Origin of the sequence: Taibaiella koreensis (assembly GCF_003545715.1) — a bacterium.
Taxonomy (GTDB): Bacteria; Bacteroidota; Bacteroidia; order Chitinophagales; family Chitinophagaceae; genus Taibaiella; species Taibaiella koreensis.
On sequence record NZ_QVNU01000009.1, the window covers coordinates 1 to 12,732 of the forward strand.

Below are 12,732 nucleotides of genomic sequence, written 5' to 3' on the forward strand. Positions count from 1 at the left end.
ACCGCCTGTTGCATTCCTTGAGGAACGTCTTCAGGGCTACGCCCTTCCGACATTCCTCAAGGATCATAGATTTGAGTGGAATGACTTAGTTTTAAACGTTACTAACTGAGGGAAGCTTTCAGAACCATTTGAAGTTATTGCATGATGTTTTCTTACAAACATCTTCTATTTAGTTTGAAAATAGCTTTTTATAATTATTGAGACTATCCCAGTAGCTTTAATAGTTGCTAAATAAAGTAAAATTGATATTGTTTTTTCCGATAGATTTAAGTTAACAATTCTATTACATGCTGCCAACAAGAATATAGCTAATAACCAAAAGGAAACTATGTAAATTGACCACATCATTAACATTTTCTTGTTTTTTTCTACATTACGAGTTTTGCCTATGTGAGCGGTTCTATTGTTCAAATGTCTTTGTGTTTTACCCTTTTTTGCTTTTTTCATATCAAACTCTAATTTTTCAGCAAAAAAAGGCAAAGACCATTTGCTTACTTTCCCAAATTTCCATTTTGGGAAAGTTGGGAAAGATGAAATTTAATTTCCGATTCTACACCAGAATTTTCAAGCCGCTTATAGTTTTTTCGAAATTCACTTGCATCTTTTGATAAGTACAGATTTTTGATTTTTGCATTTAGTAAATCTTTGTAAACTATATCGGGAAAATGATCAATTAAAGGGGACGGTTTATTACTTTTTAATAATTTAATCCACAATGGGAAAATGCCTTTCAACTTTCCAATGTAAATATTCGATTCATTGATAACAGGACTTTCCAAATTTCTTAAAATAGCTAGGCACTTTTCTGAATTGGAGGTATCGATAAAAATATCTTCCAATATTTGAGGAAGGCTATCCTTAACTGTCTTTCTGTAACCAGATTTTACTTTTTCATCGTTATTTAGTAACTTAACGCGGTGTTCAAGCACTCCATTGAGTTTGCCTTTTATATCAGTCCATTTATCAACTAGATTCTTATCTGTCGACCCTTTTCCAATGGACCTTATGTATATGAAAATATTTTCATTGTCAGATATAATAGCACTCTTGATATATCCTCTAATATCGGGACTAAATTTATCCAGTAATATTTTCATATTATTTGCTTCAATTTCAACCTCCTTATACTTATCTGTTGCAGGATCAAAAATGGACTTCTTTAGAACCTCCAGCCTTTGATCCAAATAACTACAATTTTTGACTAGCTCAGTAAGTGATAAATCCGGGCAATAAAATTTCCCATGAAGATCATCAGTTTTGCACAAATCATTGAATTCATCCTGTATTCGAAAAACATCTTTTTCAAAGTCACTCACTGCATAAAAATTTGCAGCTACTAATTGATTAGATTTTGTAGTTCCAACTCTTTTATGATACTCTGCTATTGCACTATCGTACTCATCTACAGAATAAAATTGTCTAAGAAAAGTGATAAAAGAAGGCTTCAGTGGCGCAATGCTAAATTCATCAAACAGTTTGTTTTTTAATGAGTCATTGCTTTCAAAAATATTTTTAAAAGGAAATTTATATTTTTCAAATTCTCGCTGAAATAGGTTTATTTGGCTTGTCAAGTCAGGATATGCCTCGTAATATTGTTTTTTCCTGAATGAGGAACCCAAAATAGATTCCCTTTCAAGCTCTTTATTCATCTTGTTTTTAGAGTCTAAAAACTCACCGAATAATTTTATGCTAAGAAGATTTCTAAACTGTTGTTCATTACCATACTCTAATTCCTTTTTGTCAAACAACCATGTTTTAAATTCGTAATGATAAATGCTTTGCGCAAATAAGTAGTCTTGATTATTTGCAAACTGCAAGATTTTTTCATTCTTTACAAAATCATAAAACATTTCATCAAATTGTCCGTACAATTTCACATTTTCATCCTTCTCCAATTTTTCCAAAATTTCTGTTGCATTAATCCCGTGTTTTAAAGAAGCATTTAATGCTATTTCGAGTCGCAAGAATTTCTTCCTTTCTTCTTCGTCAGCCCTACAAAATTTCTTTTCAGGTGTGTCGACATCAAAGTTTAGAAACTCCTTTTGAATAAGCTTAAGAGTTGTGTCGAAATCGTCATTCATATTGGACACTGGATAGCCACCGAACCATTTTAGTATAAGTCCCAAAAACACATGATTTTCAAGTTTATTCAAAGGCAAGTTCAGTAAAGAGGAAATAACCTTTGGTCCATCCTGTATATTTAATTTGATAAAACTAATTTGCAGCTCAAGAAGATTTAATATTTCCAAAGGTCCGAAAACTCTAGAGCCCTCTCCTATTTCGAAATATTTTATTATTTCGTTGATAAGCTTTTGATTAGGAATATTGATTTCATCAGTGAAATATTCAAGAGGATGATTCTCTGATATTGATGCCAATTTTTTTTTCATTGGTATGAATTCTAATTTTTGCTAAAGAGATATCCAAAATTCAATTCTACGAATTTGTGATATTCATAGGCTTTAGCAAATTTAACTATTTATCTGCTCAAACCCTTCTCAACCAATCCTTCAATATCAATTCTACGTACAATATTCTTCCCAATTTTAGATCCTGGGAATTATGCTTTTCCAAATCCATTGCCTCATTGTGGTGTTATACACATTTTAGGTAAAGAACGGTTTCTAATATGAATGTGTTGCGGTATGGCAGTGATCAGATCGACATTGATCAGTAGCACTGAATAGGCATAACAGTGAAAAAACGGTATTATTATCGATTTTCTGTTAAGTAGAATTTACCTAACTCCCCCTTTTAATGTTGGTTTTAATAATTTTGAGTTAGTCAGAATTTGTCTAACTAAACATATTCAATGTTGGTTTCAATATTTTTGACATGACCTGATCCTAACCGAAGGATTGTGAAAGTGAAATTGTGAACGAGAAAACAGGCAAAATGTACAACGAAAAAAAACCTACGCTCTACAGGGATCAACTGATTACCGTAGAAGATTTGGCGCAGTTCAAGACCGAACTGCTCGAATCATTTAAAACCCTTTTATCGGGTAGCAAACCCGCGACAAGTAAACAATGGCTCAAATCCCATGAAGTACGGAAGCTGCTAGGTATCTCAGCTGGAAAGCTTCTCACCCTGCGGACTAACGGCACGCTGCCGTATACCCGGATCGGCGGGGTGATCTATTACGACAGGCAGGACATTGAGCAAATGTTCGACAGCAGGAAATTTCAGCAGCATTAACTCATCACGATGAAGAACCCTAAAAGCGATTTTAAGGCCGGCTGCGGCCGCGATATCCCACCGCCTAAAGCATACGTCAGGATTTATTTTTCACAGCAAGGAATGGCCAAGGAACATGCTGATTTCTTCTATCAGAAATGTGAGAATACGTCATGGAAAAACGAGACAGGAAACCCCATTAAAAACTGGAAGACGCTGGCTTGTGATTGGATATGGGAACATTTAAGAGCAGAAAGGGAAAAGACAAAGATTTTTCCATAAGACCGTTGGGACAAATTATACAACGGAAATAAAATACAACTTGCTGCAGCCTATACGGCTGCTCATTAAAACAAGGAGGTAAAGTAACAGGAAAAAAAGATCAGATGAAGAAATGCCGGTGGGCATGTGAATGCAATTGATGTGAAAACGAAAATGTGAAGTATGGAAAAAATAAATTGCGCCCAGGCCAAACAAATTGACCTGGTAGACTACCTGGCCTTCTTAGGCCATCATCCTCAAAAAACCAGGAACCAGGACTACTGGTACCTGTCCCCTCTCCGGGAGGAAAAAACACCTTCCTTTAAGGTCAACCGCGTAAAGAATATCTGGTTTGATCACGGCAGCGGTAAAGGCGGCGACTTGCTATCGTTCGGCATGCTTTATTTCAAATGCAATACGAGTGAACTGCTCTACCGCTTGTTAACTTACCAAAGATCGAAAGCCCTTTCTTTTCACCCGCCACAAAAACCAGCGACAGGCCTTCCCTCAAGCCCCGGCTTTGCTGGTGAAAAGAAAGAGCAGCCTGACAGCAAAATCCTCATCCTGGATACCCGTCCGCTTATCGCAAAGGCGCTTACCGATTACCTGGATGAAAGAAGAATTCCGCTGGCTATCGCCCATTCATTTTGCAAGGAGGTTGATTTTCTTTTGTACAACAAAAGCTATACCGCCATCGGCTTCCAAAACGATACTGGGGGCTACGAATTAAGAAGCCGGGATTTTAAAGGAAGCAGTGCGCCAAAAGCCATTACCTTTTTCGATAACAACTCCGGCGACGTTTCTGTCTTTGAAGGTTTCTTTAATTACCTTTCTTTCCTTTCGATGCCAGGGCATCGGCAAGACCCGTTGTCCAATTTCCTGATCCTGAATTCTACGGCCTTCTTTGAAAAGGCACAGGCGCTGATGGAGCAGCACAGCCGCGTCAGCCTCTACCTTGACCAGGACAAGATGGGTATCCAGTGTACGAAGCTCGCCCTTTCCTGGGACTCAGAAAAGTTCAGGGACAGCAGTCAATTCTACAGGGGGCAAAAAGACTTAAACGAATGGCTCCAAAATCAAAAGCCTCCGGTCAGGATCAACAGGGGTTACAGGCATCATATTTAGCTTCTTCAGTAGCCAGCTATGTTTTGGTAATACCAAAACCACTGGCCCCATTCATACCGCTTTGTGGCGGTATTCATGGGGATTGGCCCTGCTCATATAAATATTCGGTTCTTTATAAAAAATGTAAGTGCAGAAAGATCATGGAACAGTTGGAATTACATCAAAAAAACAAGGGCGGCAGGCCGCCAAAGGCATCGAAGCGGAGCATTGTGCTTTCTTTGAAATGCAGCCGGGAAGAACAGCAAAGCATTGAACGCAAAGCCAGGAGCGCGTCGCTTACCGTATCGGAATACCTGCGGGAAATGGGACTGAAAGGCAAGATCGACGTCCGTCAGAAAATGTTACCGGGAGATATTTTGAGGATGAACCTGCTCAGCAATATGGCATCGAACCTCAACCAGATCGCGCGCAAAAGGAACGGCATAGATGACCTTACAGGCCTGGAAAGGGCTATGCTTACGGAGTCGCGAAACGATATTCAATCAATCAAAAACCAGTTAAATAAATGGCTTTATGATCGGTAAGATCAGTATCGGCAAATCGTCTTCGCATTTGTTGCGGTATTGCCTGGAAGACAAAAAAGAACTTTCGGAAAAGGACAAGCTGAGGCTTTTTGAACAGGATGGCTTGCAACATAAGGATCGCGCTGAAGTACTGGATTATAACCTTTGCGGCGGCAATAGCCGGGAACTTAGCGTTGCCTTCCGGGAGGTGGAAAAGCTAAGCAAAAGGGTTGAAAAGCCAGTGTTCCATATCTCGCTCCGGGTTGCAGGTTCCGACAAGCTGAACAAACAGCAATGGATCGATATCGGGCGGGAATGCGCAAAGGAATTTGGCTTTGAAGACCGCCAGTTCCTGACCATCCTGCATAAGGATGCCAACGAGCCCCACGTCCATATCGTAGCGAACCGGGTGGGTTTTGACGGCAAAGCGGCCAGCGACAGCAACAGCTATGCGCGCATGGCCGGCTTCTGCCGGAGGATGGAAAAAAAGTATCAGCTGAAAGAAGTTTTAAGCCCGAGGGCATTCCTTTCTGCCAGCGAACGGCAGCTGCCACGGCAGGATATCCGTAAGGAACGGTTGAGAAATGACCTTAAAAATATCCTCAGTAAAGCGATTAGCTATACGGATTTCGAAGGGCGGGTAAAGGCCTTGGGCTACGGTGTGATCAAGGCGCGGGGCATCTCGTTTATTGACGATAAGAAAGTAAAAATCAAAGGAAGCGAGGTCGGGTATTCACTGGCTACCATCGAAAAAATACTGCAACAAAACAGCCGAAGGCTGCCGGTTGACCGTCCGGCCTATGGTCAGAAAGAAGCTTTTCAAAAGGACAATGTACAGCCTGGGCCATATGCCGGTCATAGCGGGCAGCAGCAAAATAGTAATAGCCGGGTGGGTTCTATGCTGGAAACATTAATGGGCCATACGGCTGTATATGCCCCAGCTGATCCCATTGAAATAGAAGCAAGAAAAAAGAAAAAACGGAGAATAAAAAGGTAATAAATCTAATAAAAAATGGAAGAGAACGAAGAAGAACAACCGCTCAGCAAAGCATTTTACCTGCTGCGGGAGGAGGCAAAAGAAGAGGACCTGAGGGCGATCAACCAGGCCGTCAACAACCTAGCAGCTGGCGTAAATCTGATGCAGGAACAGTTGTCTGAACTGATTAAAAAGGAAACTAAACCGAATAGTATTATACAACCTTCGGCGCAAAGCACCCGGAATATTGACATTGATCTGCTGAAAATCCAATCGAAATTAGACCGGTTATCTGAACAAAAACGCAGCAGGTTTCAGATTTTATTGTTCCCTGAACAGGACAGAAAGCTGTTTTATAAGATCGTTTTTGGAAGATGGCTGATCTTACTCGTGGCCATGCTACTGCTTAATAACTTGTATAAATTCGGCGTGCACCAGAGCAACAACCGTAAGGATATACAGCTTCAACAGTTGAAAAATGATCGTATCAACCGTGCCTGGCACCTGCAATATGACCGGAGTAGTGATAAGGTAAAGGCATCGATGGAGAAAGCTTATGAGGATGCAGGTGAGTTACAGTAGTGCATGAATAAGCCCAGTGTTTTTAACAAGACAGAACACGTAGTAAATTTGCGTCAACTAAAAATCATGTTAGTTTCCACGATATCTACATTTCCCTGCAATTGGGTATCTGGTCAAAAACCACCGAGCTTTCCTTCAGCATCATGTCTTCAGATTGCTTGTCTGCAAAGCTTCCCAGCATAGAAAGTTGTGCTGAAATCTTGAAATCATTTGCGGGGTATTTTGTTCGAAAGATAACCTTTTTCAATAGGTCGCTGGTTGAACAAAGACCAATCGATGCACGATTGCTATCGATCTTTTGCTGGCGTTCTTTATTGAAATTATCAACATAGAGTTTGCATTTATATTGCATGTAAAAACGTAACTCGCCATAATACGGCCTGTCACCATTATTAATACCCATATCCAACAACGCTGCATAGCGATCAGGGGTTATTTTGCCGCTTTCCAATGCATCTTTCAGTACCGCATTAAACACCGTATCCCCCGACCTGTTTTGGTAGTTATGGACAATAATGACATCAAAAGGCTTATTGTAGCTAAATGTCTTATTTTCATCGAGGCTTGGACCGACAGTCCGGTCATCAAGAAAGTTATTTGTCCGCAATATTTCGTTTAATTGACGAGAAATTGTATCGTTTTTCAGATACATGATGTCCCGCTGCTTTTCTGCCATCCCTGAATTGCGCCAGGCATGGTTGTACTCCTGATCTTTTACAACCAAGGTGTCAACAAATGCTAAAACCCGGCTATTTTTTTTCAACAGTGCTGCCCTTATGACATCCGCGTGCTTAACGTTCTCTTTCCAATCTACATGGCTAAATAAATTATAATACACGTTAGTTGCCGTAAAAGCCGCACCGCCTACCCCTAAATCTGCCATTTCTTTACACAATTTCATGGCAAGATCGTTTTTGCCAGCTTTTACAGCGCAAACGCTGGCGTTATACAGGTCGATCAGAAAGGGACTTCCCTTTTTTAATGCAAAGGCAGAATCGTAGTATTGGAGCGCGTCGATGTATCGCCCTTCTATTAACTCAAGTTCGGCTAGGTTTACCATCTTGCCATACCCTTTGTAGTCATATCCTGCGGCGTGGCCTGTGTTGCTAAGGCTTTGTAACAGATAAATAATGGCCGCAAGCAAAAATGTTTTAGTCATATCAGCATAGTGTTTTTAAATTATAATGTTCAATCGCCGCCTGTTTCATGGGGTGTGTACTCCATTCTACCCATTCGCACGTATAGGGATCATAACCGCATTTTAGCGGTTTGCTATAAATGTTGCCTGGTTCTTCAACGTATGCCCTGCAATCGGTGCAGACGTATCGAAATTCACAGTCCTTGCAAACTGCAATCTGGTCTTTGCCGATACCCCAATATTTTTTAAACCCTGGTTGTTTTGTTGCTTCCGGCAGTGATATCGAGTGAATATTGCCAAACCTCTCGGGCAGGGAAGGGCAATTTTTAATGTTGCCACCTCTGTCGATGCTTATTTTCCTGTTGAGACATGTATTATATTTTTGAGCTTCAGCAAAGGTTTCTGTATTGCTGGTGAAGTAGTGCTCTTTTATGTTTCCGCAGCATGTTTCATCATTCAAAATCCGTGTGACTGTCTTGATGGGAATCGAAAACTTGGCTGAATGTCTTGATAGCTGCTCGGCATGCCCGTGAATCGTTACGCCACACACCCGGCTGTAGGTGTCACATAAATTCTCCCAATCTTCCAAATCGCAATCATCATTATCCGCTAAGATTAAGGTAATGGAAGTGACGGTAGTATTTTGTGCCGCATTCAACAGCGATTCGTATACAGACATCGGCAATGCTGTGTAGCCACGCACTTCAAGATATTTACAATCAAGCTGGTTTAAACCTAGTAGGATAGAAGTAAAGTCGAAATTAGACTGACCGTCTAAATCCAGAATACAATTGCTAATTTCAAATGGATAGTCCCACTTCAAATCCAGGTCGGGGAAAAGTTGAGGCATTTCAGTGTAGAAGATAAGCTCCTCCCCTTCTAGAAACTGGAAGTACTCGTCAATGTATTCATCGTATTTATTTTCGAAAGCCGCCTTAATTTGTTTGATTGTACACCCCTGATGTTCGGTAACAATGGTATAAAGCGCATGTGGGATTAAATGCACCTTGTTGCGTTGAAGGTCGCAAAAAACGCTTCTGGTGGCTCCCTTTACAGGGATGCAATTGGCAAAAATTTTAAAAGGTGTATCCTGTCTCATGTAGCTTACAGCATTTTTGTAATGGGCTTATGAAAAGGATAAACATTGCAGTATAGACACTCGTATTTGGCAACCGAGGCGAACCTGTTTGCAATCAATATCTCCGATTGTTTTAGCGGTTTAAGGTAGAAAAAGGTTGCCGGTACGAGCTTCCAATCTCCCTGCTTTATAACTTGCTGGATGTGCATAAATATTCTGCTATTTCTTTTTCAATGTAAAAATTGCCGGACTTCGATAAAAAGCCATATTGGCCGTAGGGGTTTACTTCTAAAAACACAAAGTTATTCTCCGGTGTAACGATGAAATCAAGCGAACCATAATCCAGCGTCAGTTCCGACATCAACAGCTTTATTTTATCTTGTAGTTCATCGGGCAAGATAAAAGGCACCTGGCGTTGGGGTGACTTCAGATTGTTCAATCGGCTATCAATTTGAGATGTTCTATCAGATTGAGAAAACAAGGCCAATGAATAGAGCTTTTCTCTAAAAAAGAAAACCCTGATTTCAAAAATCTTGGCTACCAATTGCTGTATCAAAGTGGGGGAAAAAATATCTTCGAAACCGGCAATATCTTTTGAAGAGATTTCTTCAGTGTATTGCCCGGTGATGATTACTTCGTCGGTCACTATACTTACGCCATCAGCAAGGGGCTTGCAGATAATCCGCTCCCATGTCTCTTTTAGCTCGTTCATCCTGTCTCTCTTGTAAACAATTTCATATCCCGGTATGGCAAGGCCAAGGTTTTTTGCAGCCTCCAGAACATTGAGCTTATTAAGCATATTGCCAGGAAATGGCAGGTTACCAAAAGCGTTCAGGTTCTTCAGATAGGTTGCAAAAAGGTATTGCCACACAGCTATTGCGTCATTTTTCAAGTATTCCCTAAGATGATATTGCAACAATGGATCGGTCGTCTCAATTCTTGGATATAACATTCCAGAGCCATTCAAATATACTGCCTCAATATTTCCGCGAGAAACCTCTAAGGAGATGTCTTCAAGATCAGAAACTTTATTCACCCTGAAAGTCTTTTTGCCAATTGACCTTATCCATTGAATGATCTCTATTGTCGTGTCGTCTTGCTGCCTGCTATGTATAAGAACCATTTATAAAGCTTATTTACAGTCCGGACGCTTCTCGATAAAGATGCAGTTCCTGACCAGCTGAGAATTGACATCCTGGTAATCAGAACTGAAATAAGAGGCTAAATCCGGCCCAATTTTAAAGGGGCTATGTGGGTTAGAAACATTAAAATGAATCTTCTTTAAATATTCGCCAACGCTGCATAGACCTAATGCCTTTCTACGGTCGTTTATCGCACTTTCTGTCTGACCCGGTAAAAGGCACAGGTAAAAATTACAGCCCGATAATAAAACCGATTTAACCGCTGCGCTGTCGATCGATGCATTTGTCAAATTACCCGCCATAAATTCAAAGCTTACCTTACCCTCCCTTTCCGCCTGCATAAGCATTTGTGCAATAGAATCCTGACTCATGTAGTATACTTGATGACTGGATAAATCGACATACCTCATTTTAAGAATGTCGGTGAATATTGGCGGGACAATCACAGTATCATCTTTGATGTTAACGCCTATTTCATATTCGGATAGATAACCGCCGTTTTTGTCGAACAGCACTTGTAGTTTTTGCTCGATTTCTTTTTTCTTTGTTGACAAGACATTTAAAGTATCACTGGAAACATTTTGATAACTCTTGTCGATGATCCTTTGGTGTTCTTGTGCTAAAGCATTAAGCTCCGATTGTAAATTGACATACTTTTTACCAGCCTTTGCCTGCTTAACAAGCTTAGGCCACGCAGACATCTTTTTTAGCCAAAAAAATGCAGCCTTCCGTTCAAAAAAAGATGCTCCTACACCCAAAGACGCCAGGTTTGATGCATAGGCAAATGCCTCTTTGGCATTTTGTTGGGCAATAGCTACCATAAGAGCATTGTATAAATCATTTACTAACGGCTTTGGGTTGAGCTTAAAAGCTTCTTCATATAACGTGCCCGCTTGATCATAGCTGTGATCGATAACGGCCAGTTCGGCTGCGCAGATTTTCTCATTATAGATTTTCTCCGCCATTATTTTCGGGGTGATACATATCACCATTAACCACGACAATATTATTGCAACCAATTCCTTTCGACACATTCGTGACCAGTTTTTACGAGCTATATAAAAATAGATTTACCCGATCATTTGATCGGGTAAATCTTTACTTGCTTTAACTTCTGGGATTCAACGTATGAGTTGATATGCCACCCAAAGATTGATTATTATAACACCAAACACCATTTTCAAAACTGTCAGAACTCCAGAATCTCATTGGGACAGTCCAGCAATCGTTGGCATCATCCCTTGTAGGTATACCGCACTGTTCAGAACCACCTCCTGTTGCGTAGCCACCTTTCACAAGAGGCATTTGTGCTTCAGGTAGCGGATTAAACTTCGTGCTTCCTATTTTTTCAAACTTCATAAGATGGGAATTTAGGAAATCTCTTGTCTTATCGCCGTAGAGAATATTCAGCGTGCACCAATTAATGCAGGCTTAAGATGCATGCCTGTTGCACTTTATATCCAGCCGAACCCTTCACCCCAATAGCAGGCGCCACCATCTGCAGCGATAGCATCAGATGTCCATGTCCGTATTTTAGTTCGCTGTTCGGTCCTGTATTCTACCCCCCCATTTTGCGAAGCACAGGGGACTTGAACCGTCCAAACGCCTATCACGGACGAACCACCGCCGGTGTCACCGCCGCCTTTTACCAAAATCATCTCATCGTGAGAAAGCTGGCTGAATTTCTTGCAGCCCATTGTTTCGAATTCCATAGTTTTAATTTAGAATTTGAGATATCCGCTCCTGTCTTTTACATGATGATGTAACGCCCTGGAGCAGTTGTTCAGCGTCTACCCATTATTTTTTCTTTGGGTCAACTGGGTATAATCCCGCAATCTTTGCGCAAAAATATTTTAGCTACAGACTATGTAGCAACGCTCTATATTCCTATTGGTTAACCCCCGCCTTCAGATGCTCCCTATCAACAATAGTTGCAGCAACAGTGGTTGCCGAAGCAGCGGATAGAAATGCCATGTCTTGGTTTGGTTGGTGGATCTGCGCTACTATCAGCATGAAACGGGACAAACGTAAAAACTATTTCATATTCTCCCCAAAAATATTTAGCAGTATTTCCGATAAAGTCTTACCCTTCGGGTCTACAACTTGCTATTAAGTAGTACCCAGCTAAGACTGGAAATTCCGACAGGCCTGACGAGTAGATTCCGTAGCCAGTTGACCATAAAGGCTATTGATAATTAATACTTTTCCTGGTTATAGAATGCCGGAATGACATGGTCAAGGCCTCCGGAATATCCACCCTAACAATCCTTTTAACGCAATGTATGAGCAAATATAATAGACAGGCCAGGGCAAAAAAAGCAAATCTGACGAATAATCGTTTTGCAAGGACACCAATATAGAATAAGCATTACATTTCCTTTCTAAATATATAATAATTCGTTAGGTAAAATGGCTGCATAACACCAGCTGATATATCGGCAATCCTTGCGTTCGTCCTTACAATTAAGCTTTATGTCTGGCCTTGAATAGGTTTAAAGCTTGTTAATCTATATTTGCTAATAATTTTTAATCTTAAAACATAATTCCTATGAAAAAGGGCATAAATGCACAGAAACAAAGGCTGCTGTTAAAAAAAATCTGGGTGCATGGCTTAACTTTGGATGAACAACAATTGTTTTTAGGGGGAAACCCGCCCTCAGTGCCAATTAATAAGCCGGGGCCTCCCTTAACCGATCCTAAGCCGAGCAGTGCATGCGAATCAAAAGGAGGGGGATGCCAATCGAGAACTC

The 12,732-nt window shown here is 40.6% G+C and carries 13 protein-coding genes; 5 read left to right on the plus strand and 8 right to left on the minus strand.

Annotated features, from left to right (window positions below):
* Positions 1-165 precede the first annotated feature (165 nt).
* Both DZK30_RS23045 and DZK30_RS23050 read right to left on the minus strand, forming a co-directional pair.
* Positions 166-447, minus strand: a complete 282-nt coding sequence (locus tag DZK30_RS23045; protein WP_118976559.1) for a hypothetical protein — start codon at positions 445-447, stop codon at positions 166-168.
* 44 nt (positions 448-491) lie between these two features.
* Positions 492-2,390: a hypothetical protein gene (locus DZK30_RS23050; RefSeq protein WP_118976560.1), complete on the minus strand. Its 1,899-nt coding sequence runs from the start codon at positions 2,388-2,390 to the stop codon at positions 492-494.
* A gap of 505 nt (positions 2,391-2,895) precedes the next feature.
* On the opposite strand from DZK30_RS23050, the gene DZK30_RS23055 reads away from it, so the two are divergent.
* The 5 genes from DZK30_RS23055 (at position 2,896) to DZK30_RS23080 (ending at position 6,624) form a co-directional block, all read left to right on the plus strand.
* The gene (locus DZK30_RS23055) at positions 2,896-3,198 is read left to right on the plus strand and encodes a helix-turn-helix domain-containing protein (protein ID WP_118976561.1); all 303 of its coding nucleotides are present in this window, start codon (positions 2,896-2,898) and stop codon (positions 3,196-3,198) included.
* Positions 3,199-3,621: 423 nt separating this feature from the next.
* Entirely contained in the window at positions 3,622-4,563 is a 942-nt protein-coding gene (locus DZK30_RS23065) for a toprim domain-containing protein (protein WP_118976563.1), read from the plus strand.
* Positions 4,564-4,703: 140 nt separating this feature from the next.
* A complete protein-coding gene (locus DZK30_RS23070) occupies positions 4,704-5,087 on the plus strand; it encodes a plasmid mobilization protein (protein WP_205529545.1) in 384 nt (127 codons plus the stop codon).
* On the plus strand, positions 5,077-6,063 hold the full coding sequence (locus DZK30_RS23075; protein ID WP_118976564.1) for a relaxase/mobilization nuclease domain-containing protein: 987 nt from the start codon (positions 5,077-5,079) through the stop codon (positions 6,061-6,063). Before DZK30_RS23070 ends, DZK30_RS23075 begins: the two co-directional genes overlap by 11 nt.
* A 15-nt stretch (positions 6,064-6,078) precedes the next feature.
* Entirely contained in the window at positions 6,079-6,624 is a 546-nt protein-coding gene (locus DZK30_RS23080; protein ID WP_118976565.1) for a hypothetical protein, read from the plus strand.
* Positions 6,625-6,709: 85 nt separating this feature from the next.
* Here the strand turns inward: DZK30_RS23080 and DZK30_RS23085 are convergent, their stop codons facing one another.
* The 6 genes from DZK30_RS23085 to DZK30_RS23110 all read right to left on the minus strand — a co-directional run bounded on the left by DZK30_RS23085 (position 6,710) and on the right by DZK30_RS23110 (position 11,694).
* The gene (locus DZK30_RS23085; protein WP_118976566.1) at positions 6,710-7,783 is read right to left on the minus strand and encodes a hypothetical protein; all 1,074 of its coding nucleotides are present in this window, start codon (positions 7,781-7,783) and stop codon (positions 6,710-6,712) included.
* A gap of 1 nt (position 7,784) precedes the next feature.
* Complete coding sequence (gwsS, locus tag DZK30_RS23090; protein WP_118976567.1) at positions 7,785-8,861, minus strand: grasp-with-spasm system SPASM domain peptide maturase; 1,077 nt, start codon at positions 8,859-8,861, stop codon at positions 7,785-7,787.
* Between the two features lie 166 nt (positions 8,862-9,027).
* Positions 9,028-9,876, minus strand: a complete 849-nt coding sequence (locus DZK30_RS23100) for an ATP-grasp domain-containing protein (RefSeq protein WP_162903370.1) — start codon at positions 9,874-9,876, stop codon at positions 9,028-9,030.
* A 96-nt stretch (positions 9,877-9,972) separates the two neighbouring features.
* On the minus strand, positions 9,973-10,947 hold the full coding sequence (locus DZK30_RS23105) for a hypothetical protein (RefSeq protein ID WP_162903371.1): 975 nt from the start codon (positions 10,945-10,947) through the stop codon (positions 9,973-9,975).
* A 142-nt stretch (positions 10,948-11,089) separates the two neighbouring features.
* On the minus strand, positions 11,090-11,341 hold the full coding sequence (locus DZK30_RS26100) for a hypothetical protein (protein ID WP_162903372.1): 252 nt from the start codon (positions 11,339-11,341) through the stop codon (positions 11,090-11,092).
* Positions 11,342-11,436: 95 nt separating this feature from the next.
* A complete protein-coding gene (locus DZK30_RS23110) occupies positions 11,437-11,694 on the minus strand; it encodes a hypothetical protein (RefSeq protein WP_118976571.1) in 258 nt (85 codons plus the stop codon).
* Positions 11,695-12,732: the final 1,038 nt, after the last annotated feature.